A 25742-nucleotide genomic window follows, 5' to 3' on the forward strand; every position below is an offset into this window, starting at 1 on the left:
GTGATGCCAGACAGCGGCCAGAAGCCGAGGATCAGCCACAATGTAAGCACCAGGGCCAGCACGATCAGCGCATAATTACCGATGCCGCGTCTCACTTGCCCATCCCCGATATGCCGGACACCATCTGCGCCAGCCAGCCGTCGAGGACGAACCACAGGCCGCCAAGCAGCACGGCGGCGGCCACCCAGCTCATCCAGTAAAAACGGCGTCCGGTGCGCATGCCTGCCGGACGCACTACCAGCGGCGCATCCTGCGCCAGGGCAAACGGTGGCACGCGTGCGGCCAGTTCGCGCACCACGTCCTCGCGACGCTCGTCATCCTGCGCGCGGTAATGGCCAACAAAACCCAGTTGCAGCGTGCGATACAGGCAGGTCAGCACGGTCTCGTCCGCTGCGGGTTCGCGCAGCATTTCGCGAATGCGCTCCCACAGTGCTTCGCCGCCGTTAAGCGAGTTAAAGAAACGCACCTGCAGCGGGTCTCGGCTCCAGCGCAGCCAGCCGTCGTCCTGCTGGCCACGGTTCAGTACCGCTTCGTCCAGCAGCACGCAAAAGGCGTAAAGCATGTGGTCGCGATTGGCTTCGCTAAAACCCGCCTCCGTCAGCGCCTGCCGGGCGTCGTTTACCCAGCCGGTAGCGCGGCGGTAGAGCGCATCGCCGTTGTCAATCTGCTGACCGCAGCGTAGCTGGCTGACCATCAGCCAGCCAGCGAAGAAAAGGCGTTCGGTCAGCGCATTATTGCTGTTCATGAGCGCAGTACCGCATAGAGTTCAAGTTTCAGTTCGCCCAGTGATTCCGGGGTGTAGAAGGTGCAGCCGCCGGAGTCGAGCATCGCGCGCGCAGCCCCCGTTGACAGGTCGAGCGCGAAATACTGGTTCTCCAGGCGCAGCGGGATGGTGGCAGGCACGTGCGGCAGCGGGCGGATGGTCATGCCGCTAAGCGCGATGTTGACCACCTCCGACACGTCGTCGTGGCTGCCTGCCTTACATAGCAGCGGGAAGCGGCTCTGCAGCTCGTGATTCGGCAGCGAGGAGCGCACCGACAGATAGAAGTCGGCCCCTTCGCGCAGCCGCGCATCGTGGAATCGGCCCTTCCACAGCACGCCTTCACGACTGAGGTCGATGGCAACCACGCGTGACGGCAGGCTGGCTTCCAGCAGTGAATCCAGCAGCGCAAACAGCGGCGGGAACACCTGCTCCGGTGCGTCGTGGCGATAGGCCGGAATATCTCCGGCATCGTGTTCGAGTGAGAAGGTCAACAGACCGCCAGCAAGACGTGCCAGCTCGCGGTACAGCAGTTCAGGATGGCGGGTTGGCGACTGGAACAACTCCAGCAACACCGGCTCGGCGCTGTTCAGCGCGTTGAGCAGCCAGAACAGCGAGACGTCGGCGACAGCAAAATCGGCCATGCGCTCGTTGCTTTCGCGTCGCAGCGCCATTAGCCGCTGACGGCGCGCGCTAAGGCGATGCAGCAGATCGCCGAGTGCAGTCAGCACCGCCGGACTGGCCGACAGCGACAGCATCGGCGGAATGAATGACGCGTCGCGTGTCCACTGTCCCTGCGCGTTACGCACCAGGCGCGCCACCGGACAGGTGAGATACGCACCGTTTTCCTGATTAGAGAGACGCAGACGCAGAGCAAAACGCTGCACGGCAATGCCGGTGCGCTCCTGCCCCGCCAGCTCCTGCACCTCTTCACGACCGGCCACCCAGCGGCGCGGACGTTCGCTGTCGCTGCCGTCGTCGAGATTACCGCCATTGGCGCTCAGCAACGGCAAAGCCAGCACCACTTCAACCAGTTCCTGACCGGCTGCAACAGACAGGTCGCAGGCCGGTGGCAGGTTGTCGGAGAGCGCGGTGTCCGTCAGCGTCCCGTCGGGAAAGCGCACCGTCAAGCGGGTGGCGTTAAGACGAGACAGCGCCAGCGCGCCGTCGTCGAACTCCGCGTGTAATACGCCCCACGGATACGCCAGGCCCATGCGCGCCACGGTGTCGGCGACGTGGGCGTCCCACAGTGACTGCTGCTGAAACTGCTGCGGAGTCAGAAACGCCCCGTCTTCCCATAACGGTCGGTAGATTTTCATCGCGCCTCCTGCGCCTTACGCTTTAGCTTTCGGCATCTGAGAAACCAGCGACAGGTTCACGTCCATGCCTTCCACCTGGAAGTGCGGGATGGCGAACAGCTTAACGCGGAAGAAGCCCGGGTTGTCCTCGATATCTTCCACCAGCACTTTCGCATCGCGCAGCGGATGTGAAGACTGCAGCTCGTCGCCCGGATCGGTCATCTCGGTCACCAGCGTGCGCACCCAGGTATTCAGCTCCAGCTCCAGCAGGCGGCGATCTTTGGTGGTGCCGATGTTCTCGCGCTGGATCAGCTTCAGGTAGTGCGCGATGCGTGACAGCAGGAAGATGTAAGGCAGACGCGCGTTGATGCGGCTGTTAGCCGTCGCATCAGCGGTGTCATACAGCGCCGGTTTCTGCGTTGAGTTGGCCGAGAAGAAGCAGGCGTAATCGCGGTTTTTGTAGTAAGAAAGCGGGATGAAGCCGAGGTTGGCGAACTCGAATTCGCGGGTTTCCGGGATCATCACTTCGGACGGGATTTTCACCTGGTTGCCGGTGCCCAAATCGTACAGATGGATCGGCAGATCCTGCACCGCACCACCGGCCTGCGGGCCGCGAATTTGCACACACCAGCCGTTGCTTATAAAGCTCTGCACCATGTTGGCGGCGAAGGCGAACGAGGCATTGGTCCACAGGTATTTGTCGTGATCCGGACCTTTCACTTCTTCGATGTAGTTGAAGCTGCGCACCGGCACGGTGTCCGGGCCGTACGGCAGACGACCGAGCACGCGCGGCATGGTCAGGCCGATGTAGCGCGAGTCGTCGGTGTCACGGAACGACTTCCATTTGATGTATTCGGCGCGGTCAAAGTAGTTGCCGATATCTTTGATCGCCGCCACTTCTTCCATCGACTCTTTGAGGAAAAACTGCGGGCCGACCGAGCCGATAAACGGCATGTGCGCAGAGGCCGCGACTTTCGACAGGTTGCGCAGCAGCGCCACGTCCTGTGCAGACGCATCGAACTCGTATGCTGAAATCACCGCGCCAATCGGCTCGCCGCCCGGCGTGTCGTATTCGGCGACGTAGGTTTGCAGATAGAGGCCGCTCTGGATGATTTCCGGCGCATCTTCGAAATCCTGACGCAGATCGTCTTTCGATACGTCGAGCACTTCAATTTTCACGTTCTGGCGGAAGTCAGTTTTATCCACCAGCGACTTCAGGCCGCGCCACGCCGACTCCACTTTCTGGAATTCGTCGTGGTGCATCACCGCGTCCAGCTGGCGGCTTATCTGGCGGTCCAGTTCGGCGATGTGGTGATCCAGCAGGTTTTTATCCAGCTTCTCCACTTTCGCACCACTGATTTTCAGGCGCGTCAGGAATACCTGCATCGCGGCGGTGACGCGCTCGTCGGCGGTGGCATCAGACATCGCCTGATTGTCCTGCCAGACGTTGAGATCACTCAGCTCTGACACCGGATTGAGGTTGATTTTTTCAAACAGCGACGCGTAGACGCCGCCCGCAGCCGGGCGATCCAGCACGGTGGTTGCACCATTGGCATGGGTTTCATTCTGAACTGACATCAGCATTCTCTCTCTATAGTCCGTTACGGGGATGATCAGGCTTGATCGGTGGCTAACGCAGACAGCTCGCTGCGCAGTTCATCGCTGAGTGCCGGATCTTTCAAGATGGCTTCCAGCTCTTTGCGGAAAGTGACGTTATCCAGCAGGTTGGATTTAAGGTCGCGCAGCAGGTTGCGCATCGCCAGCATGGCGCGCAGCTGAGGAATTTGGCGGGCAACCTGCTCCGGCTCGAAGTCCTTCATGTCGCGGAAGTTAAGCTGAACATTCTCTTCGCTGCCGTCACCGGCCAGGGTGTTTGGCACGGCAAATGACACCGCAGGCGCGATATCGGCCAGCACGCTGTTGAAGTTGTTTTTGTTGACGTTGATTTTTTCGCGTTCAGACAGCGGGCGGTCTTCCGCGCCGTTACTGAAATCGCCGGTCACCAGCAATTTGAGAGGGAGCTCGGTTTTCTTCGCCGCTCCACCGGTGTGCAGGTCTAGCTTGAGGTTGATACGGGCTTTAGGGATTTCATTCTGGTAAGAGTTGCTCATGTTTACTCCTTGTAAAAATGGCGCGGAAAGCACGCGTAGGCACACTTTCCCTGTGTGTTACCGCGCGAATATATAGCTGGAATTTTAGGAAGGCAATAAAGCGAGATGATCTTTGCGGTCTGATTTATATAGGAAATTTCTTATGATTTGAGTTAAGCCCCTGATGAACCCTGATAAAGTGACTAGGATTGTTCTTAAAATTATTTTTGACCGGGAGTGCCATTTATCACCAAAAATACTTTTACAGGTATCAATAATACAATGGCGCTAATTGTTACCGCAGGGGATGGTGTCGAGCCGAGGGGGGACACAATAAAAAACCCGGCTCGCGCCGGGTTTTACTTCAGCTACATTCTCAATCAAACGGTTAACTGTAAGCGTGCAGCGTGCGTTGGCACAGCGCTGAACGGACGCAATCCTCTTTGCCGAAACGCACCACGCCAATCATCTCATCCTCTTCGAAGCGCGCTAACGCATCGGCAAGGCCAGACCTGGTGTGGGATGGCAGGTCGCACTGGGTAATATCGCCGTTGACGATAACCGTCACGTTTTCCCCCAAGCGAGTCAGGAACATCTTCATCTGTGCGGCGGTGACGTTTTGTGCCTCATCAAGGATCACCACCGCATTTTCAAAGGTACGTCCACGCATGTAGGCGAAGGGCGCGATCTCTACCTTGGCAATTTCGGGCCGCAGGCAGTATTGCATAAAGGAAGCGCCGAGACGTTTAACCAGAACGTCATAGACCGGTCGGAAATAAGGCGCGAATTTCTCGGAAATATCTCCGGGGAGGAAACCGAGATCTTCATCCGCCTGCAGAACCGGGCGCGTTACGATAATCCTTTCGATATCCTTATTGATCAGGGCCTCAGCCGCTTTGGCTGCGCTAATCCAGGTTTTTCCGCAGCCGGCTTCACCGGTGGCGAAAATAAGCTGTTTCGTTTCTATGGCATGGAGATAGTGTGCCTGAGCTTCATTTCTGGCTTCAATCGGCCCGCGGTCACGTGCATCACGTGCCATACCAATCGAATCCAACCCACCCATTTGCACCAGCGAAGTGACCGATTCTTCTTCACGCTGACGGTGACTGCGAGAGTCGCTACGAATAACGCGTCTTGCTTCACGACGTGCTTTGATCACTGCTTTCTGTCTTCCCATAGTGGCACCTTACAGTTGGTTTCATTTATCGCGGCGGATCACCCGCGGCGATGACTTGAACGCTTTAGAGGTTTAGTTGGCTTCCTTGTAAGCCGTGTCGAGCCAGTGAGAATGGTGTGCATCAGCGCCGAGACGCAGGCGCGCACCGGTAGAGAAAATGAGATTGAACAAGAACGATGTTTGAAAAGTAGCGAGGTTACGTTGGAGGGAAGAAATCCCCCGCAGTGGACTGCGTGTGGTGAAACTATTTAACTGTCCCAAAGAGAGACGAATCATGCGCGAACTCCAGTGGCTTAGCCACACAACTGACAACGCTTATGAATAAAGTGCATCATATTTGCGGTGGTTTGCAACATTATTTTTACGTAGCAGTAAAGAAAAAAAGATAAGCGAAGCCTAAGGTCTTTTACCTTAAATTAAATTTCTCATGTTTATCATATAGATGATTTATTAACGGGTAACATAACTTTTTAAGAACATTCGGAAGTGATTACTTCCAGCGGAAAGTTTAAGGAAGACTTAACAAATGCGCCTGCGAAGCGGTGACCATCGCAGGCGCTGCACATTTATTAATCAGGCCTGCAATAAAGATTGCCCGAGATAATGGTTTTTATCCGCCACGCCCGGCAGCGCGAAAAAGTATCCGCCGCCAATCGGGCGAATATATTCTTCCAGCGCTTCGCCATTGAGACGCTGCTGTACGGTAATAAAGCCCCTGGTTAAATCATGCTGGTAGCAAACAAACAATAAACCCATATCCAGCTGACCCGAGCCGGTAATACCGCTGGAATAGCTGTAACCGCGCCGCAGCATCAAGCTGCTGTCGGTTTCTGGCGTGCGTGGATTGGCGAGACGAATATGCGCATCCAGCGCAATCAAATCGCCATCGGGATCTTGGCTGTAATCCGGTACGTCATGCTCGTTTTTCATACCCAGCGGCGCGCCTGATAACTTCTCACGACCAAAGATGGTTTGCTGCTCGCCGAGCGGCGTACGGTCCCACATCTCTACGTGAAAACGGATGATACGCACCGCCTGATAGCTGCCGCCGTGCGTCCACGCCGGTTCCTGCTGTTCGTGCGTGACCCACAAGAGTTGATCCATCAATGCCAGATTATGCGTATCGGGATTGGCGGTACCATCTTTGAAGCCCAGCAGGTTAATCGGCGTTTCTTTGCCGTTGCTGCGCGCCGCGTGGTCGGCAATAAAACCGTCGCGACGCCAGCGCACCGCCAGCAGATCGGGTGTGCGTTTAATGATGTCGCGCAGCGCGTGAATCACCGTATCCTGGGTGTTGGCGCAAATCTGGAGCAGCAGGTCGCCATGGCACTGTTCCGCATCCAGCGAATCGTTGGGAAAACGCGTCATGGTTTGCAGCTGCGCAGGCTTGTGTTTGCTTAAGCCGAAGCGCTCATCAAACAGCGAGGTGCCGACCGATAACGTCATGGTGAGATTGTCGGGCGCGATATCGGCACCGAGAATCCCCGAATCCATCGGCGGCAGCTGCGGATTGGTGACCGCCGGCGCCGGTCCACCTTGCGTGAGAAAAGCGAAGCGATCGGTTAGCAAGCGGAACAGACGTTCAAGCTCGGCTTTGTCGCTCGCCAGCACATCAAACGCCACCAGCATCATGGATGCCTGCTGCGGCGTGACGATACCGGCCTGATGGGCGCCGTAAAAAGGTTGCGCCTGCTGGCGCGAGTTGGGTGCAACCGTGCCGGGAGAGAAGCTATCGGCGGCTGCGGTATGGAACGGACAACCGCCGCCGAGGGCGGCTGCGCCACCCAACATGCCTAATCCCTGCAATAATCGACGACGCGACGGCTGCGCCGCGTCATTTTTATCACTCATGATCAGTCGAGACCCAAGGTTCCACGCAGCAGTGAGAGATCTTCCGCCAGCGTGGTAATCGGGCCTTTCAGCGCGTTACGGTCAGCGGTAGTCAGTTTTTCGTACGATTCAAAGCCATCTTTGGTGCGATATTTGCTGAGAATGCCGTCGACTTTCCTGAAGTTAGCATCCACTTTCGCCAGCAGCTGCGGGTTGTTTCTCTGCAGCAGCGGACGTAGCAGATCAACGATTTTCTGCGCGCCATCGATGTTGGCCTGGAAGTCGGAGAGATCGGTACGGCTGTAACGATCCTCTTCACCAGAGATCTTGCTGGAGGCCACTTCTTCAATCAGACCGGCTGCGCCGCCAACCACCTTCGCCGGTGGAAACGCCAGTTCGCTGATGCGGGTTTGCAGATCGAGCACATCCTGATTTAGCTTGCTGGCGAACTCTTCGTCACCTTTGGTGGTGTTATCGGCGAACAGGCTTTTTTCCAGGCGGTGGAAACCGGTGAATTTCGGATCTTCATTTTTCTTCTCGAAGTCATCTTCACGCGCATCAATGCTGCCATCCAGATCTGAGAACAGCTCAGCAATAGGTTCAATACGCTCGTAATGCACGCGCGTAGGTGCGAATAGCGCTTTGGCTTTCTCAATGTCGCCGGCTTTCACCGCATCGGTAAACGCTTTGGTGCCCGCTACCAGCTCTTTCACTTCATTCATCACGTAGACTTTGTAGTCGGCGATCGGGCCAACCAGCTCCAGCACATCCGGTTTACCGTTTGCCGCTTTCTTCGCATCGCCGCTCACCACCAGCTTGCCTTTCGGGTTGCTGAGCAGGCCGCAGGTCATGTCATATTCGCCCGCTTCCAGATTGGCGGTGAGTTTCTGGCTGAAGCCAGGCGCGATGTTTTCACGCTCTTCCACCACCATCACCCCTTTCAGGATTTCCCACTCCAGCGCTTTCTGGCTGTTGTTTTTGATGATGAACTGGGTTTTACCGGCCTGCACGTTGAGCGACATCGGCTCACATTGTTTGTCCGTCACGGTGACCGTGACTTGCGGGACGGCAGCAGTAGCCGCACCGGAAAGCGCCAGCATAGCAACCAACAGCGCCTTGCGGCGGAAGCGAATCGTCATAGTGATATCCCTGTTACATGGAAGAACAGGCGCGCAATCGCGCCTGATTAAATTTCAGCGTGTGGTACGTGCCGCGTTGACTGCAGGCCGGGCCGGGAAGAAAAACAGCAGCAGCGCCGGGATGAGATAGGCAAGCCACACCGCCACTTCGCTGACGCTTGGCGTTTCCTGGTAACCTAAAATCCCTTCCAAAAGCGTGCCGAACACCGAGTGCGTTGAGAGCGTGTTGCTCATATCAAACGCTACATCCTGGAAGTGATTCCACAAACCGGCCTCATGGAAGGCGCGAATGGCGCCGGCGGACAACCCCGCTGCGACAAACAGAATGAACAAACTGGTCCAGCGGAAAAAGTGCGCCAGGTTCAGGCGAATGCCGCCGTAATAGAGCAAAAAGCCCAGCGCCACGGCGGTTGCAAGGCCGAGCACCGCGCCGAGCGGCGGCGCATAACCCACATCTTGCGTGAACGCGGCCAGCAGGAAGAACACCGATTCCAGCCCTTCACGCGCCACCGCCAGAAACACCATCAGCACCAGCGGGAAGCCGCTGCTGCCCTGCTTCTGCAACGCCTGATCGACCGATTTTTCCAGCGTGGCTTTGATATTGCGCGAAACTTTGCGCATCCAGAACACCATCGACGTCAGGATCACCACGGCAATCACCGCGACAATGCCTTCGAACAGCTCCTGCTGTTTCTGAGGAAACTCACCGGTAGTTTCATTAATAAAGATGCCCAACGCTAAGCAGAGCGCGGCAGCGATAAATACGCCGGCCCACATGGCGGGAAACCATTGGGTGCGCTGGGTTCGTTTGAGATAGCTGGCAATCAGGCTGACGATGAGCGCTGCTTCCAGACCTTCGCGCAGCATAATGAGAAAGGGAACGAACATCACCAACCTCTTGAATTTTAAGAAGGGTAAACCTTAGGTAAAAAAACGTAAAGTGCGAACGATAGTGATTATCATTACTGAAGAGAGAAATACAAGTCACTGCAGGAAATTAATTTTGTTTTGCGGATGGGGGAGCGGGTTTTAGAGGGTGCGCACTCCTGCGCACCCGGGGGTTCATCAAACATGTCGCCATCAACGGCGATAGAGGTTACTTGCTGTGGTATTGGGCTTCGGCGGCGGCAAAGCGCTGCTGTGCCGCTTCTGATGGGCCGCGACCCAGCAGGCTAAATACCACAATCGCGATACTGGCGAACGCGAAGCCTGGGATGATTTCATACAGCTCGGCGTAGCCATAATCTTTCCACAGCAGTACGGTTAGCGCGCCAATCACCATACCGGCCAACGCGCCGTTGCGCGTCATGCGTTTCCAGCACACGCCGAACAGCACCACCGGACCAAAGGCGGCACCGAAGCCTGCCCACGCATAGCTCACCAGACCCAACACGCGGTTTTCCGGGTTGGCTGCCAACGCGATAGCAATCAGGGCAATCACCAGCACCATTAAGCGCCCTACCCACACCAGCTCTTTCTGGCTGGCGTTTTTACGCAGGAAGCCTTTATAGAGATCTTCGGTCAGGGCGCTGGAGCACACCAGCAGCTGGCAGCTTAAGGTCGACATCACCGCGGCGAGAATCGCTGAGAGCAAGATACCGGCAATCCACGGATTGAACAGAATACGCGCCAGTTCGATAAAGATACGCTCGCCGTTCTGGCTTACGCCCGCCGCCTGATCAGGATGGTTCTCGAAGTAGGCGATACCAAAGAAGCCCACCGCCACCGCGCCACCCAGGCACAGGATCATCCAAATCATACCGATACGACGCGCGCTGCGGATGGTGTGATGCGAATCGGCCGCCATAAAGCGCGCCAGTATATGCGGCTGCCCAAAGTAGCCAAGTCCCCAACCGAGCAGCGAAATCACCGCGACAAAGTTCAGCCCTTTCAGCATATCGAGGTTTTCGAGGCTCTTCGCCCTGATCACCGCCAGTGAATCATCCAGGCCGCCGACGGCGACAATCACGATAATTGGCGTCAGAATTAGCGCAAAAATCATCAGGCTGGCCTGCACGGTATCGGTCCAGCTCACCGCGAGGAAACCGCCCACCAGCGTGTAGAGAATGGTGGCAGCAGCACCTGCCCACAGCGCGGTTTGGTAATCCATGCCAAAGGTACTTTCAAACAGACGCGCACCGGCAACCACGCCAGACGCACAATAGATAGTGAAGAAGATCAGAATCACCACCGCCGAGATAACGCGCAGCAGTTTGCTGTTATCTTCGAAACGGCTGGAGAAGAAGTCTGGCAGGGTTAACGCATTATCGTGATGCTCGGTCTGCACACGCAGACGGCCCGCTACAATGCGCCAGTTCAGCCAGGCACCGATGATCAGGCCGATGGCGATCCAACTTTCGGAGATCCCGGACAGGAAAATGGCGCCCGGCAGGCCCATTAATAACCAGCCGCTCATATCGGAAGCACCCGCAGAGAGCGCGGTCACGACGCTCCCTAAACTGCGCCCGCCGAGAATATAGTCATCGAAGCTTTTGGTTGATCGCCAGGCGATGAAACCTATCAGCACCATCCCAAGGATATACACTACAAAGGTCACCAACATCGGTGTACTTACACTCATGAGTCTCTCCACTTATTATTTGATCCATCAAGAGAAATCTTTTTGATCAGCGCTGTCGGAACGGGACAGCAGCCTGGTTTCACCGCATCCAGAGAAAGCGATTTCTCTTAAGGCGCGGTATCCTGCCGCAAAGGGTCGGCGCGCACAATGCATTTAACACAGCTGTTACACCGGTTTCACCTTCCTTCGCTTTTTTAATGCCAGCAGGTTGCGCCTGCTCACAGTTTGAGTTGCACCTCATCGGGTTCAGGAACCGTCTTGTTGCTGGCGGTTGCAACATTGGCGAGTTTCTTGCAGCAATTTTCATGCCGCATTTATCGATTTAACACTTTCGGCGGTTCAAAGCGTGCAACCGAGGTCACATTTAACCTGGTTGCACAAAGTTGCAACATAGGTGATATTGCTGCCACGCAAGCGTTGAATCACTACTTTTGAGGACGAGGACATCATGGGAACGACTACCATGGGGGTGAAGCTGGATGAAGCCACCCGCGATCGCATTAAACTGGCGGCGCAGAAGCTTGACCGCACATCACACTGGCTGATCAAGCAGGCCATTTTTAATTATCTGGAGCAGCTGGAAGCCGGTGAATCCGTGCCGGAAATTCCGCAGTTGCTGATTGATGCCGCCGGTGATGAAAGCGTGCCCGACGAGGCGCTGCAGCCTTTCCTCGACTTCGCCGAACATATTTTACCGCAGTCAGTCAGCCGCTCAGCGATCACCGCCGCATGGCGTCGTCCGGAAACGGATGCGGTGCCAATGCTGCTGGAACAAGCGCGTCTCCCTGCCCCGCTGGCCGAGAAAACCCATCAGCTGGCTTACAGCCTTGCCGATAAATTGCGGCACCAGAAAGGTGCAACCGGCCGCGCCGGCATGGTGCAAAGCTTGCTGCAGGAGTTCTCACTCTCCTCGCAGGAAGGCGTGGCGCTGATGTGTCTGGCGGAAGCGCTACTGCGTATTCCGGATAAGCCGACGCGTGATGCGTTAATCCGCGACAAAATCAGCAATGGCAACTGGCAATCGCATCTTGGCCGCAGCCCGTCGATGTTTGTTAACGCCGCCACCTGGGGCTTGCTGTTTACCGGCCGTCTGGTCTCTACCCATAATGAGGCTAATCTGTCGCGCTCGCTCAATCGCATCATCGGTAAAAGCGGCGAACCGCTGATCCGTAAAGGCGTGGACATGGCGATGCGCCTGATGGGCGAGCAGTTTGTTACGGGTGAAACCATCGCCGAAGCGCTGGCCAATGCGCGCAAACTGGAAGAGAAAGGGTTCCGTTACTCATACGACATGCTGGGCGAAGCGGCGCTGACCGCCAGCGATGCCAAAGCCTATTTGGTTTCTTATCAGCAGGCGATTCACGCCATCGGCAAGGCGTCGAACGGTCGCGGTATTTATGAAGGTCCGGGCATCTCCATCAAACTGTCAGCGCTGCATCCGCGCTACAGCCGCGCGCAGTATGAGCGCGTGATGGACGAACTCTACCCGATCCTTAAATCCCTGACGCTGCTGGCGCGCACGTATGACATCGGTATTAACATCGATGCGGAAGAAGCCGATCGCCTTGAGCTGTCGCTCGATCTGCTGGAAAAACTTTGCTTTGAACCGGAGCTGGAAGGCTGGAACGGCATCGGCTTTGTGATTCAGGCGTATCAGAAGCGCTGTCCGTTCGTGATTGATTCGCTGATTGATTTGGCGCAGCGCAGCCGTCGCCGTCTGATGATTCGCCTGGTGAAAGGCGCGTATTGGGACAGCGAAATCAAACGCGCGCAGATTGAAGGTCTGGAAGGCTATCCGGTCTATACCCGCAAGATGTACACCGACATCTCATATCTGGCATGCGCGCGCAAACTGCTCGCGGTGCCGAACCTGATCTATCCGCAGTTTGCTACCCACAACGCGCACACGCTGGCGGCGATCTACCAGCTGGCGGGCAATAACTATTATCCAGGCCAGTACGAATTCCAGTGCCTGCACGGCATGGGTGAACCGCTGTATGAGCAGGTTGTCGGTAAAGTGGCCGATGGCAAACTGAACCGACCGTGTCGCATTTATGCGCCGGTCGGTACCCACGAAACGCTGCTGGCGTATCTGGTGCGTCGTCTGCTGGAGAACGGTGCCAATACCTCCTTCGTTAACCGCATCGCTGATAACACCTTGCCACTGGATGAGCTGGTCGCCGATCCGGTTGCCGCCGTGGAGAAAATGGGCATTGCGGAAGGCGCGATTGGTTTACCGCATCCGAAAATCCCGCTGCCGCGCGATCTGTATGGCGCCAAACGCGCTAACTCCGCCGGTCTGGATATGGCCAACGAACATCGTCTGGCGTCGCTCTCCAGTGCCCTGCTCAACAGCGCCAGCCAGCCGTGGATTGCCCAGCCGCTGGTAGAAGGTGAATTGGGCGAAGGCGTCAGCCGCCCGGTGCTTAACCCTTCTGCACCAACAGATGTGGTGGGCAGCGTGCGTGAAGCTACCGAAGCCGAAGTCTCGGCTGCACTGGATGCGGCAGTCAATGCCGGTCCAATCTGGTTCGCGACGCCACCGCAGGAGCGTGCCGCGATTCTGGAGCGTGCCGCCGAAGCGATGGAAGGCCAGATGCAGCAGTTGATTGGCCTGCTGGTGCGTGAAGCCGGTAAAACCTACAACAACGCCATCGCCGAGGTGCGTGAAGCGGTTGATTTCCTCTACTACTACGCGGGCATGGTGCGCGACGATTTCGATAACGAAACCCATCGTCCGCTTGGTCCGGTGGTGTGCATTAGCCCGTGGAACTTCCCGCTGGCGATCTTTACCGGACAAGTTGCCGCAGCGCTGGCGGCGGGTAACAGCGTGCTGGCAAAACCGGCGGAGCAAACGCCGCTGATTGCCGCGCAGGCGGTGCACATCCTGCTGGATGCCGGCGTACCGGCTGGCGTGTTGCAACTGCTGCCGGGTCAGGGCGAAACCGTGGGTGCGCAACTGACCGGCGACGAGCGCGTGCGCGGTGTGATGTTCACCGGTTCAACCGCGGTGGCGACATTGCTGCAGCGTAATCTGGCCGGTCGTCTCGATCCTCAGGGTCGTCCGACGCCGCTGATTGCCGAAACCGGCGGCATGAACGCGATGATCGTGGATTCCTCAGCGCTCACCGAACAGGTGGTGGTGGATATCGTGGCTTCGGCCTTTGATAGTGCCGGTCAACGCTGCTCGGCGCTGCGTCTGCTGTGCGTGCAGGACGATGTGGCCGATCACACGCTGAAAATGCTGCGTGGTGCAATGGCCGAGTGCCGCATGGGCAACCCGGAACGTCTCTCGACCGACATTGGTCCGGTAATCGATGCCGAAGCGAAAGCCAACATCGAACGTCACATTCAGGCGCTGCGCAATAAGGGCTTCACCGTCTATCAGGCGGCGCAGGAGAATCCGCAGGACAGCAAAGAGTGGAACAGCGGCACCTTTATCAAGCCGACGCTGATCGAGCTGGATCAGGTGAGCGATCTGGATAAAGAGGTGTTTGGTCCGGTGCTGCACGTGGTGCGTTTCTCGCGCAATAACTTGCCGCAGCTGGTTGAGCAGATTAATGCGTCGGGTTACGGCCTGACGCTCGGCGTGCATACGCGCATCGACGAAACCATCGCGCAGGTTACGGCGAGCTCTAAAGTCGGCAACCTGTATGTAAACCGCAATATGGTGGGTGCGGTCGTCGGCGTGCAGCCGTTCGGCGGCGAAGGCTTGTCGGGCACTGGTCCAAAAGCCGGCGGTCCGCTCTATCTCTATCGCCTGCTGGCCAACCGTCCAGATGGCGCGCTGCGTATCACCTTTGATCGTCAGGATGCCGAGCGCCCGGTGGATAGCACGGTGCGTGCCGAGCTGATGCGTGCGCATCAGGCATTGCAGCAGTGGGCGCAGGATAAGCCTGAGCTGCTGGCGCTGTGTCAGCGTTACGACGAGCTGGCGCAGGCCGGTACGGTGCGTCTGCTGCCGGGCCCAACCGGCGAGCGCAATACCTTCACCCTGCTGCCGCGCGAACATGTGCTGTGCATCGCCGATAACGCGGAAGACGCGCTGACGCAACTGGCGGCGGTGACCAGCGTCGGCAGTCAGGCCATCTGGCAGGATGATGAGCTGCATCGTGCGCTGCGTACGTCTTTGCCTGCTGCAGTGCAAGCGCACGTCAAGCTGGTGAAGGATGCGCTGGCGGCGGAGTTTGATGCGGTGATTTATCACGGTGATGCCGATCAGCTGCGCAGCCTGTGTGAGCAGGTCGCGGCACGCGATGGCGCGATTGTCTCGGTGCAGGGCTTCGCCCGCGGTGAAACCAATCTGCTGCTGGAGCGTTTGCTCATTGAGCGTTCACTCAGCGTCAATACCGCCGCTGCGGGCGGTAATGCGAGTTTGATGACCATCGGTTAAGACGCGCAATAAAGTGCGCCGCTACAGTCAGTGCATGACTTCGTAGCGGCGCGATTCATCGCGTGAATTTTCAGGCCGCAGACTTATTCCGCTTCAACCCGATCAGCGTTGGAAACACAAACAGCGACTGCCCCAATCCACGATTAGTCACCTGCCACACCGCCACCGAACACAGCGAACAGATGCCAACAATCGCCAGCGGATAGAAACAGGCCCACAGAATGGAGAACCATGCTTGCTCAAACAGGTGATGGCGCTGGGCGAACAGAATCGCCGACATACCGAAGAACTCAATGAAGATGCGGTGAATCACGTAAATTTGCAGCGTGTTGCGCCCAACCCAATTCAAATAACTCATCTTGAAACGCGCGTTCAGCCAGCGACACGCCGCCACGCTACCCAGCACCGCAAGGATGCACAGGAACAGGCTCTTATCCAGACCAAAGATGATATGCAGGCCCGAGACCGCCGCCAATATCGCCCACGGCACAATGTTGTCACGACGCCATTCACTGAGACGCAGCATCATTGGGCTCCAGAACGCCCCCAGCAGGAAGAACAGGAAATACTGCGCCACACTTTGTGGCCCCCAATACGGAATGATCTTCTCCACCGCCAGATAGTTGAGCGCAATCGCCACCACCAGCAACGCCACTTTCTGCTGTTTAAAGATCTTGGCGCACAGGAAATAGAGCGCCAGGCCGTAGAGATACCACGAGGTGCTCATGGCGAGGAATGTCAGCTTTAAGAACTCCAGCAGCGAACCGGCATACGCCGCGTTGAGGTTCTGTGAAATACGCTGCCCGGTGATCTCGGTGGAGATGCCAACAATCGACCACCACTGAATAAAGCCCCACAAAATATAGAGATAAAACAGGTTGGTGATGCGACTGGTAAACACCTGTTTCCACGGCCGATTTAAAATACCGTTAGTGGCTAATAAGCCCGAAACAAAGAAAAACGCCGGCATACGCAGCGGCGATAATACGGTATTAAACTGCACCCATATTTCTGCCGGGATCCAACCAGCCGTCAATAATTTCACCGTGCCTTCGAATCCAGGTAATACGGTGTGATACAACACCACCAGTAATATGCAGGCTCCCTTGAGGGTATTTATCCATGCGATATCTTCTTTCCTGGCGTTATTCATATGATGACTCCCGCTGCTGTTGCTGTGTAGGTCTTAAAGAAGAAGGATGAGGAAATAAGCGTTGTAGCATTTATGATTATTAAACGATTATTCAACAGGCGGGGCGGGCATGATGTAGCGAAAGTCCTAAATGTTTTTTTGTGGTCCTGATATAACAATACTTTACAGATCCAGACAAAAATAGAACCCTGAGTAGGCTAAGGAAATTTGTCTTAATTTGAGTCACTAAAAGATAATTAAGTAAAATAAGTGTGATCGTTGTCGCGCAGGGAATTTAAGAACAATCCCCCCTTTCTTATGCCAGATTAAATTCAAATTCTAAGTGTGGGTTTATTTAATGTGGCAAATGGATAAGCAGGAATATTAGCGTTGTGCTAGGCGATTTATTACCGCACATTCCGTAGCGGCGCGATTTATCGCGCAATGAATTGCGCCGCTACGGAATGTGCGGCGCTTGACCAAAAGAATTACTGCAGCGGCGCGCTTTTGCTTTCAAGCGCAGGTTTGCGCAGCAGGCGCGGATAGAGAAACAGCATGCGGCCCGGACCACGATTGAGCAGCGTCCACACCAGCAGCGAAATACTGGTACACAACGCAACGCCGATAATTGGCATCAGTAGCGCCCATGCCCAGCTAAAGACGGTATGGTCAAACCAGCCATAATGCACCGCCAGCACAATCGCACTCAGCCCCAGCAGCTCAATAAAGATACGGTGCAGCACGTAGATTTGCAGCGTGTTACGGCCAATCCAGTTAAGCCACGCCATATTGAAATGTTCATTGAGCAAGCGGCACAGCACAATGCCAAACACGATGGTCAGCAAGCTGTAGAACGGATTCTTATAGATGCCGCCGACATGGTGCAGCAGGCCAATCAGCGCAATGCCGCCCAGCATCAACCAGTGCTGACGCTTCAGTTCGCTCAACTCGATCAACGCCTGGCTGAAGAACACGCCGAGCAGGAAATAGAGATAGTTCTGCGCCACGCTGGCGGGTCCCCAGCCGGGAATCAGGCTAAACTGCGCGGCGTAAGTCGCGACGATCGCCAGCGCCATCAAGGCCATCTTCTGTTTGTGGAACAGCTTGGTGAACAGGAAGAATCCGGCCAGCGCGTAGAGATACCAGAGGCTCGTCATTGAGGTCATCAGCAGCTTAACGAACTCAAACGGCGTGTCCGCATAGGCGGCGTTTTTAGTGCTGGAGAGCCGTTCCCCGAGATGGGTGGAGATGTAGTGAATGCTCAGCCACTGAATGACGCCCCACAGCAGGTAGAGATAGACGATGTTGCTGAACTTCTTGGTGAACACCTCTTTCCAGCTCTTTTTGGTGATTGAACTGGCAGCCAGCAAACCGGAGACAAAAAAGAAGGCCGGCATGCGCAGCGGCGACAGATAGGTGTTAAACGCCACCCACCAGTGCGCTGGCAGCAGCCCAACAGTGAGATGATGCAGCGAAGGCGCGAACGTGGTGATGATGGAGTGGTGTAATACCACCATCAAAATGCAGCCCCCTTTGAGCGTGTTGATCCAGAGGACCTCTTTCCTGGCAGTTGTCATTGCTATGTCCTAATTGCGCCATGAATTTGTAAAGAATTATTTATATTTACAAAGATGTCTCAATCGGGACTTTCCTAATAAGAAATCACCCTAGTTCGCGCAGGATACTGGTGAAATTTAAACGTTAAAATTCAGAAGGTTATTAAAGCCAGGCGAATTGACTTTAGGAAAATACTGAGAAGAAAAATACCGGGAGAGATAAGAAAAGCGTCGCCCTTATCAGGCGACGCTTGGGATTATTGGTTAAGAAACTTGTCGAGAAATTGCCGGGTACGCGCCTGTTGAGGATTGCTGAACAGCGCTTTTGCTGCGCCCTGCTCCACGATGCGTCCCTGATCCATAAAGATGGCGCGATCCGCGACATCGCGCGCAAAGCTCATCTCATGGGTGACGATCACCATGGTGCGTTTCTCCTGCGCCAGCGCGCGAATGGTGTTGAGCACCTCGCCCACCAGCTCAGGATCAAGCGCCGAGGTCGGCTCATCAAACAGAATCACTTCCGGACGCATCGCCAGCGCGCGAGCAATCGCCACACGCTGCTGCTGTCCGCCGGAGAGACGACGCGGAAAACTCTCTTCCTTGCCGTGCAATCCCACTTTTTCCAGCAGACTGCGCGCACGTGCGATGGCTTCCGCCTTCGGCTCGCCCTTGACGATCACCGGTCCTTCAATGATGTTCTCCAGCACCGAGCGGTGCGGGAACAGATTGAAGTTCTGGAACACAAAGCCAACCTGCTGACGCAACTGGCGCACCAACTGCTTCTGCTTGTTGAGGCCGAGCGCCGCATCAATGGCAATATCGCCAACTTTGATACGTCCGCTTTCCGGCACTTCCAGCAAATTGATACTGCGCAGCAGCGTGGTTTTACCGGAGCCGCTTGGCCCGATAATGGCCACCACTTCGCCTGGTGCCACGTCGAGATCGATGCCGTGCAGCACCGTCTGGCCGTGAAACTGCTTCACCAGCTGACGGACTTCAATTGCACTCATTTGCCCTCCCGATCCTGTCGATTCACATGCGCTTCCAGGCGATTTTGCAACGCCGACAGCACGGTCGCCATCACCCAGTAAATCAGCGAGGCCGCCAGATACATGGTGAACACTTCCAGCGTCCGTGAGGTGATCAGCTGCGCCTGACGGAACAGCTCCGGCACCTGAATGGTGGCGGCCAGCGAGGTATCTTTCACCAGGCTGATAAAGCTGTTGCCCAGTGGCGGCAACGCGGTGCGCGCGGCCTGCGGCAGGATCACGCGACGCAGCGTTTGCCACGGCGTCATGCCGATGCTGGCAGCGGCTTCCCACTGCCCGCGCTCAATCGCGGCAATCGCACCACGCAGTGATTCAGAGGCGTAAGCAGCGGTATTCAGCGACAGACCAATCATCGCCGACGGAATCGGATCCAGCTCGATACCAAACTGCGGCAGACCGTAATAGATCATAAACAGTTGGGCGATGAGCGGCGTGCCACGGAAAATCGACACGTAGATGCGTGCCAGCCAGTTGATCGGCCAGAAGTGTGACAGGCGCATCAGCGCCAGCACGAAGCCGAGTATCAGGCCGAAGAACATCCCGCCGATACTCAGCTGCAGCGTGAACAGCGCGCCTTTCAGTAAAAATGGTGCTGAATCCAGCACCAGTTGTAAGCTTTCCTGCATTATTTAGTGACGTCCGCGCCGAACCATTTTTCAGACAGTTTGCTCAGCGAGCCATCTTTCTGCATGTCCGCAATGGCGGAGTCGATCGCTTTCAGCAGATCGTCGTTGCCTTTACGCAGCGCCACGCCCGATTCCAGACGGGAGAAGGCCGGGCCTGCTACCGCCATGGTGTCGCCGGTTTTCTTCACCAGATCCAGCGCCGCTAAACGGTCAACCAGAATGGCGTCTAAACGGCCTGAACGCAGATCCTGATACTTGGTTGGGTCATCATCATAGGTACGCACATCGGCTTTCGGCACATTATCCTTCAGCCACTGCTCGTAGTTGGAACCGAGACCGACGCCGACTTTCTTGCCGGCCAGATCGTCTGGCTTGGTGACGGTCGCTGCGTTTTTCTTCAGCGTCAGCGCCTGCACGCCAGAAATGGTGTACGGCGTAGAGAAGTCATACTTTTTCTTGCGCTCAGGGGAAATGGTGACCTGATTGATCACCACGTCGATGCGTTTGGAATCCAGCGACGCCAGCATGCCGTCCCATTTGGTCGGACGCAGATCGGCTTTCACGCCAAGGTGTTGAGCCAGCGCCTGAGCGAACTCTACTTCGAAGCCGGTCAGCTTACCTTTTTCGTCCTGGAAGCTGAACGGCGGATAAGTGCCTTCCAGACCGACGCGCAACTCGCCTTTACTCTTTACTTTTGCCAGCAAATCTTCTGCGGCGAAGGATTTAACGTTAACGCCCGCGACCAGCGCGACCGCCATCATGCCCATCACCATTTGGCGACGAATTGGAGAGAAAGTCATGTTTACCCCATTTATTGTGATGTGTTGTTGTGTGCTTTGTCAGGCCGCCATCGACGGCGACCGTTTGAATAACCGCTGGATTATAAACCGTTTTTACGTTCTGTCTCAGACCGAAGGGTGATAAGCAAATAACGCCGGCGATCCCCCGGTATGCACGAACAGCAACGGACCTTCACGACGGAAGCGATTTTGCGCAATGCCATCAATTAATCCCGCCATCGCTTTGCCGGTGTAGACCGGATCGAGCATGATGCCTTCCAGGCGCGCCAGCAGTTTCACCGCCGCCATGCCCTCATCGTTTGGCTCGCCGTAACGCGGCGCGAAGTAATCATCCCACAAGGTGATCGGCGCTTTGGCCTGCACTTCCAGCTGCTCAGCCAGCGCGCTGCGAATGCGCTCCACCACCGGCAACTGCGCCTCAACTTTGCGCGACACGGTAACGCCGACCAATTCGGTTTCGGGCAGCAGCTGTTCCAGACCCACCGCCAGGCCCGCGTGCGTGCCGGCGCTGCCGGAAGCGACCACCACCGCGGCAAAATCCACCACGCCTTCGCTTTGATGCGCAATCTCCTGCGCGCACTCAACGTAGCCGAGCGCACCGAGCGCATTGGAACCGCCGACCGGCACAATATACGGGCGGAATCCCTGCGCTTCGAGGTGTTCGGCCTGAGCGGCCAGCTGTTCAGTGGGATTGTGCAGCGCATCAACCATGACGATTTCCACATCCATCAAATCAAGCATCAGGCGATTGCCGTTGCTGAGGTAGTTTTCTGACGTGGTGCCAATCGGGTTTTCCAGCAGCGCCACGCACTTCAGGCCGAGCTTCGCCGCCACGGCGGCGGTTTGACGCACATGGTTAGACTGAATGGCGCCCGCCGTCAGCAGCACATCCGCGCCTTCGCGCAGCGCATCCGCAGCCAGGAATTCGAGTTTACGCAGTTTGTTACCGCCGAGGGCCACCGGCGTGAAGTCATCGCGCTTAATAAAGATATCGCGACCAAGATAGTCAGAAAGCCGGGGCAAATGCTCAAGCGGCGTAGGCGCACCGAGTAATTCAAGACGGGGGAACTGGTGCAGAAGATGTAAGGACAATGCAGCCTCCATTCGGGCAATGTGCAGTTATCCATACAGTGTTGCAGAAGATGAGAAAAGTCGCACCCGGAATTCACCGCGTGCTGCCCTTGTTGCTGTCATGCTCGACAACAACAAGGGTGGGATCTCCCTCAGCCCTGCTGCCAGCCTAAAAACTGGTCATATTTGCGCAGTGCGATGCGGTAATTGTTATTGCCCGCATCAGGCAGATCGTTCTCCAGACATTCATGCCAGCTATTGCCCCGTAAACGATCGGCCGGGAAATTTTTCGCCTTCAGCATGTCATCAAGCCGACGCAAACGGACTACATACTCACGTATGGTACTGTGGCTCATCTCGGTCTGCTCAAACAGGTATTGCTTAAACGCCATAATGTCGAAGTAATTCGGATGGGTATTACAAAATATATCGCTGCAGAAACGACACAAGGCGGTCAATTCTGGCTGGAGTTTCATCCACACCTGATCGTCAATCATTTGGTCCATGCGTGCGATGGCCTCTTTATTGATGATCTGGCCGCGAAAGACTAACGCCATACGATCTAAAACTTTGCCACAGTGTGAACAATTGCTTTGGCTGTGCTTATAGTCTTTAAGATAGCGACTTAACGGTCTGGCTTTAACTTTGGCTCCCATTGCTGAGTCCCCGGTTTTATTGTTTTTTTCGATCGCCAGGAACTGAGACTGTTAGCGCGCCCCCGATAATCGGGCACGCAGGCGTTTGATCGCCTGACTGTGCAGTTGACTGACGCGGGATTCCCCCACTTCCAGCACCGCGCCAATCTCCTTCAGGTTCAGTTCTTCCTGGTAGTACAGTGTGAGCACGAGTTTTTCACGTTCAGGCAAGGCCTCAATCGCTTCAATCACGCGGTCACGTAGGTTTCCTTCCAACAACTGATGAAGCGGGTTGGCTTCCTCATGCCCCTCCGTCACCAGCTCCGCACTGTCGCCATGTTCTTCCCGATACTCGTCGTAGGAAAAGAGTTGGCTGTTGTTGGTATCGAGCAGAATCTGCCGATACTCCTCCAGCGAAACATTCAGTCGCTCAGCCACTTCCTGCTCAGTAGCCGAGCGCCCCAACGCTTGTTCTACCTGATGCATGGCACCTGCCACTTCGCGCGCATTTCTGCGTACGCTGCGTGGTGCCCAGTCGCGACTGCGCAGCTCATCCAGCATTGCTCCCCGGATACGCTGCACGGCGTAGGTAGTAAAGGCGGTGCCCTGTAGCGCATCGTAGCGCTCCACGGCATTTAATAAGCCAATGCCACCGGCCTGCAGCAGATCGTCAAGCTCAACGCTGGCTGGCAAACGAACCTGCAGGCGCAGCGCTTCATGCCGCACCAGAGGAACGTAGCGCTGCCAGAGCGAATGTTTATCCATCACGCCATCGGCGGTATAGAGATCGTTCACGTTGACTACCCTGCGTTAGTAAAGTTATCGGCATGATTATCCAATTCTGTAGGGGTTTTGATTGGCAGAATAGGCGGGCAAAAGCGAGGTTATTTCAAATTTGTTATGGATGGCGGTGGATCGCACCGCCATCCGCGCGGGCGTTAGCGCAAATTACGCAGTCTTTCCCGCGTGCCAGGCGGCACCGCGTCCCATAATGCGCAAACTTTGCCCTCAAGTGCCTGATAAAAAGGGGTAATCAACGCTTCAGTTTCCAGCGCAGGATTAAACAGCACCTGACCGGTTTCCGCGTTGATGCTTATCATTTTGTTGATAAACAGCCGCTGCAGGTCGCTGCGCAGGAATAAGCCGTTATCGGCGCTGTTATCCGCCAGAAAGCCCTCTTCGTTCTCTTGCGTGTCGATGTAGCAGGCTTCCACCCACGGCCAGCTGTGACGTTCGGTTAGCTGCGTGCCGGTGATAATGCAGGCGCCGTAGCGCGCTTTTACCGCCGAGGTAAACTCCGCCTGGCTGGAGCGCTGCAGCACTTTAGCTTTTACGCGGCGTCCGACTTCTGTGCCGGGCATCACGCCGCTCGGCACTTTGTATTGCGGCGTGCTCAACACCACCAGAAACTGGATTTTGCGCGACAGCGGGAAGCACGGATGCGCCTGCGCATCGAACAGCTGCCAATACTCATCCTCTTCGGTCTGCCGCATCAGCACCAGCTTAAAGCCCCGGCTGTTGAGCAGATTCTGTGCCGCTGCTGAATTGGGATCGAGCATGGCGAACACCTGGGTTTCGCCGACCACTTTCCAGCGCCCTTCTTTGCGCGCTTCGTCGTTGCGCCGGAAGTAGAGAAACGCCTGCTGGTTTTTCAGGTAGTGCTCAAAGCGACGCAGATAATTTTTGCGCTCGTTGTCGTCCGAGACAAACAGCAGATCCTCGATCGGGCTGTTGATCTCCTCCTGCGCGAACAGCGCGCGGATCACCAAATTGCGAAAGCTGGTCGATGGGCTCAGCAACCCGCGTGCGGTAAGCTCTTTCTCGTCGGGATGCTGCTGCGTGTAGCGCAGGGCAATCTCTTCGAAGGTCAGTAGCTCACCCGGTAACAAGTCATAATTGAAGCGCATAGACACCCCAGAAACGGAAAAATGTGGTTCAAAAATTGGAATGATTCTGAGGGGAGTTATCGGCAATCTGCGCGAGGACTGTAACAAGGTGGTTACTTTTCTGAGGAAGTAGTGCAGCAGCTAAAATCGTCCATTCCCCTGCGTATGAATTTGTTTTAGGTCAGCAGGATTTATCGCCCGAAAAAGCCCCGGTGAAAACCGGGGCTAGACATCATGCTGCTTTCAACCGTTGCAGACGCTTTTCACGGCGAATCTTACGCTCTTCAAACACCGCCACCATCGCCATTAAGGCGATACAGCCGATCGCGGCGGCATCCAGCGCCGCAAAGGTCCCGGCCCAACCGGTTAAGCCAAAGATGGGCGTGCCATCGGCGATCATTCCCAAGCCTAACTTGGCGAAGCTGTCACCAATCAGGTAAGCAAAGGTGCCTTTGATGCCATCGGCGGCGCCAATGGCTTTTTTCGGCACAAAGCCGACAGCGGCAACGCCAATTAACAACTGCGGACCAAACACCAGGAAGCCCAAGGCAAACAGCGACGCCAGATAAACATACTGATTGCTGGCATGTTGATAGATACCAAGCGTGGCGATAATCAACGCCAGCGCCACGCATGCCACCAGCGCACGACGACCATTCGCCAGATCCGACAACCAGCCCCACAGCAGCGTGCCGACTAACGCCCCGACTTCAAACAGCGTGAAGCCCTGAATCGCCACCTCTTTTGACAGTTTTAACTCCTGGAAGGCATACACCGTCGACCACTGATCGATACCAATGCGCACCACGTACAGGAAGATGTTGGCGAAGCACAGCAGCCAAATCACTTTGTTTTTCAGCACGTACTCGACAAAGATCTGCCATTTGGTCATCGCCTGATCTTCGGTCTCTTTGTCCTCTTCACTGATCTCTTCGCCAAACAGTTCCTCGGCTTTACCCAGACCGTAAGATTCGGGTGAATCGCTGCCGTAGCGCAGACCGATAAAACCGACCACCAGCGCGATCAGTGACGGGAACACAAACATGCCGACCACGTGCCCATCGAACAGGTAATTGGCACCAAACAGCGCCACACCTGCCGCACCTGCGCCGCCCAGGTTGTGCGAAATATTCCACATCCCCAGATAGCTGCCGCGTTTACGCCGCGGCGTCCATTTGGTGATGGTGGAGTAGCTACAGGATCCGCCGGTACTTTGGAAGAAGCCGCTCAGCGCATAAAACGCGATCATCAGGAACAAACTCACCGAGCCCGCGCCCATGCTGGCGCTGAAGCCCAGCATGCAGATGGCCGAGAGGATCAGCATAAACGGCAGGAACTGCTTGGTATTTTTCCCATCGGCGTAATAGGAGACCAGCGTTTTACCGACGCCGTACGTAATGGAGAAGCCGAGCCCAATCATCCCCAGCTGCGTCATGCTGAGTCCGTAGGTGGTGATCATGTCGTTCTGCGCAATGTTGAAATTTTTGCGGATCAGATACATGGTCAGGTAGCCGATAAAGACCACCAGATAGGACTGCATAAAGGGTTTGAACCACATCTTGCGCCGCTCTTCGAGCGACAAATTCAGGGTCGGCTTGCGCACCTGATTTAAGAAAGCCAGCATGGAGTGCTCCTGATTAATGACCTGCGTGATGGCAGGCATTGTAAAAATCAGCAGCGGTTTCGGCCTGAGACAACCGCCCGGCGCAACCGGGAAAA

21 protein-coding genes are annotated in these 25742 nt (G+C 56.0%); 1 reads left to right on the forward strand and 20 read right to left on the reverse strand.

Translation table 11 applies throughout. The annotated features are described in order from the left end of the window. Positions 1-91 precede the first annotated feature (91 nt). The 10 genes from tssL to putP form a co-directional block, all read right to left on the reverse strand. The gene (gene tssL, locus ACYAC5_RS11805; protein WP_192411618.1) at positions 92-745 is read right to left on the reverse strand and encodes a type VI secretion system protein TssL, short form; all 654 of its coding nucleotides are present in this window, start codon (positions 743-745) and stop codon (positions 92-94) included. Further along, positions 742-2079 (reverse strand): type VI secretion system baseplate subunit TssK, encoded by a 1338-nt coding sequence (gene tssK / locus ACYAC5_RS11810; protein ID WP_192411617.1) that lies wholly within the window; start codon positions 2077-2079, stop codon positions 742-744. Before tssK ends, tssL begins: the two co-directional genes overlap by 4 nt. A 15-nt stretch (positions 2080-2094) precedes the next feature. Continuing rightward, positions 2095-3642, reverse strand: a complete 1548-nt coding sequence (gene tssC, locus ACYAC5_RS11815) for a type VI secretion system contractile sheath large subunit (protein WP_154157405.1) — start codon at positions 3640-3642, stop codon at positions 2095-2097. A 29-nt stretch (positions 3643-3671) separates the two neighbouring features. Beyond that, positions 3672-4169, reverse strand: a complete 498-nt coding sequence (tssB, locus tag ACYAC5_RS11820; RefSeq protein WP_101764057.1) for a type VI secretion system contractile sheath small subunit — start codon at positions 4167-4169, stop codon at positions 3672-3674. A 367-nt stretch (positions 4170-4536) separates the two neighbouring features. After that, the gene (gene phoH / locus ACYAC5_RS11825; protein ID WP_462061803.1) at positions 4537-5325 is read right to left on the reverse strand and encodes a phosphate starvation-inducible protein PhoH; all 789 of its coding nucleotides are present in this window, start codon (positions 5323-5325) and stop codon (positions 4537-4539) included. A gap of 72 nt (positions 5326-5397) precedes the next feature. Beyond that, complete coding sequence (locus tag ACYAC5_RS11830; protein WP_462061804.1) at positions 5398-5601, reverse strand: hypothetical protein; 204 nt, start codon at positions 5599-5601, stop codon at positions 5398-5400. Between the two features lie 297 nt (positions 5602-5898). Beyond that, a complete protein-coding gene (efeB, locus tag ACYAC5_RS11835) occupies positions 5899-7176 on the reverse strand; it encodes an iron uptake transporter deferrochelatase/peroxidase subunit (RefSeq protein WP_462061805.1) in 1278 nt (425 codons plus the stop codon). Positions 7177-7178: 2 nt separating this feature from the next. Next, positions 7179-8294: an iron uptake system protein EfeO gene (efeO, locus tag ACYAC5_RS11840; RefSeq protein WP_280171807.1), complete on the reverse strand. Its 1116-nt coding sequence runs from the start codon at positions 8292-8294 to the stop codon at positions 7179-7181. A 54-nt stretch (positions 8295-8348) separates the two neighbouring features. Beyond that, positions 8349-9182 (reverse strand): iron uptake transporter permease EfeU, encoded by an 834-nt coding sequence (efeU, locus tag ACYAC5_RS11845; RefSeq protein WP_101764052.1) that lies wholly within the window; start codon positions 9180-9182, stop codon positions 8349-8351. 208 nt (positions 9183-9390) lie between these two features. Further along, a complete protein-coding gene (gene putP, locus ACYAC5_RS11850; protein ID WP_101764051.1) occupies positions 9391-10875 on the reverse strand; it encodes a sodium/proline symporter PutP in 1485 nt (494 codons plus the stop codon). A gap of 448 nt (positions 10876-11323) precedes the next feature. On the opposite strand from putP, the gene putA reads away from it, so the two are divergent. Continuing rightward, positions 11324-15268 (forward strand): trifunctional transcriptional regulator/proline dehydrogenase/L-glutamate gamma-semialdehyde dehydrogenase, encoded by a 3945-nt coding sequence (putA, locus tag ACYAC5_RS11855; protein WP_462061806.1) that lies wholly within the window; start codon positions 11324-11326, stop codon positions 15266-15268. A gap of 70 nt (positions 15269-15338) precedes the next feature. Here the strand turns inward: putA and ACYAC5_RS11860 are convergent, their stop codons facing one another. The 10 genes from ACYAC5_RS11860 to uhpT all read right to left on the reverse strand — a co-directional run bounded on the left by ACYAC5_RS11860 (position 15339) and on the right by uhpT (position 25647). Next, positions 15339-16421 carry an acyltransferase family protein gene (locus tag ACYAC5_RS11860; RefSeq protein ID WP_101764049.1) on the reverse strand — a complete coding sequence of 361 codons (1083 nt, stop codon included), beginning with the start codon at positions 16419-16421 and terminating at the stop codon, positions 15339-15341. 467 nt (positions 16422-16888) lie between these two features. Further along, positions 16889-17977 (reverse strand): acyltransferase family protein, encoded by a 1089-nt coding sequence (locus tag ACYAC5_RS11865; RefSeq protein WP_280171809.1) that lies wholly within the window; start codon positions 17975-17977, stop codon positions 16889-16891. A 236-nt stretch (positions 17978-18213) separates the two neighbouring features. After that, positions 18214-18966, reverse strand: a complete 753-nt coding sequence (gene tcyN / locus ACYAC5_RS11870) for an L-cystine ABC transporter ATP-binding protein TcyN (protein WP_064739083.1) — start codon at positions 18964-18966, stop codon at positions 18214-18216. Beyond that, on the reverse strand, positions 18963-19631 hold the full coding sequence (tcyL, locus tag ACYAC5_RS11875) for a cystine ABC transporter permease (protein ID WP_064739084.1): 669 nt from the start codon (positions 19629-19631) through the stop codon (positions 18963-18965). Before tcyL ends, tcyN begins: the two co-directional genes overlap by 4 nt. Further along, positions 19631-20431 (reverse strand): cystine ABC transporter substrate-binding protein, encoded by an 801-nt coding sequence (tcyJ, locus tag ACYAC5_RS11880; RefSeq protein WP_309834218.1) that lies wholly within the window; start codon positions 20429-20431, stop codon positions 19631-19633. Before tcyJ ends, tcyL begins: the two co-directional genes overlap by 1 nt. 105 nt (positions 20432-20536) lie before the next feature. Then, entirely contained in the window at positions 20537-21523 is a 987-nt protein-coding gene (locus ACYAC5_RS11885; RefSeq protein ID WP_137386027.1) for a D-cysteine desulfhydrase, read from the reverse strand. 131 nt (positions 21524-21654) lie between these two features. Beyond that, the gene (fliZ, locus tag ACYAC5_RS11890) at positions 21655-22158 is read right to left on the reverse strand and encodes a flagella biosynthesis regulatory protein FliZ (protein WP_007891377.1); all 504 of its coding nucleotides are present in this window, start codon (positions 22156-22158) and stop codon (positions 21655-21657) included. A gap of 51 nt (positions 22159-22209) precedes the next feature. Continuing rightward, on the reverse strand, positions 22210-22932 hold the full coding sequence (locus tag ACYAC5_RS11895) for an RNA polymerase sigma factor FliA (protein ID WP_007891379.1): 723 nt from the start codon (positions 22930-22932) through the stop codon (positions 22210-22212). A 143-nt stretch (positions 22933-23075) separates the two neighbouring features. Continuing rightward, complete coding sequence (locus tag ACYAC5_RS11900; RefSeq protein ID WP_101764045.1) at positions 23076-24044, reverse strand: HNH endonuclease signature motif containing protein; 969 nt, start codon at positions 24042-24044, stop codon at positions 23076-23078. Between the two features lie 211 nt (positions 24045-24255). Next, entirely contained in the window at positions 24256-25647 is a 1392-nt protein-coding gene (gene uhpT, locus ACYAC5_RS11905) for a hexose-6-phosphate:phosphate antiporter (protein ID WP_110866402.1), read from the reverse strand. Positions 25648-25742 lie beyond the last annotated feature (95 nt).

This window comes from Pantoea sp. y20, from assembly GCF_054903455.1.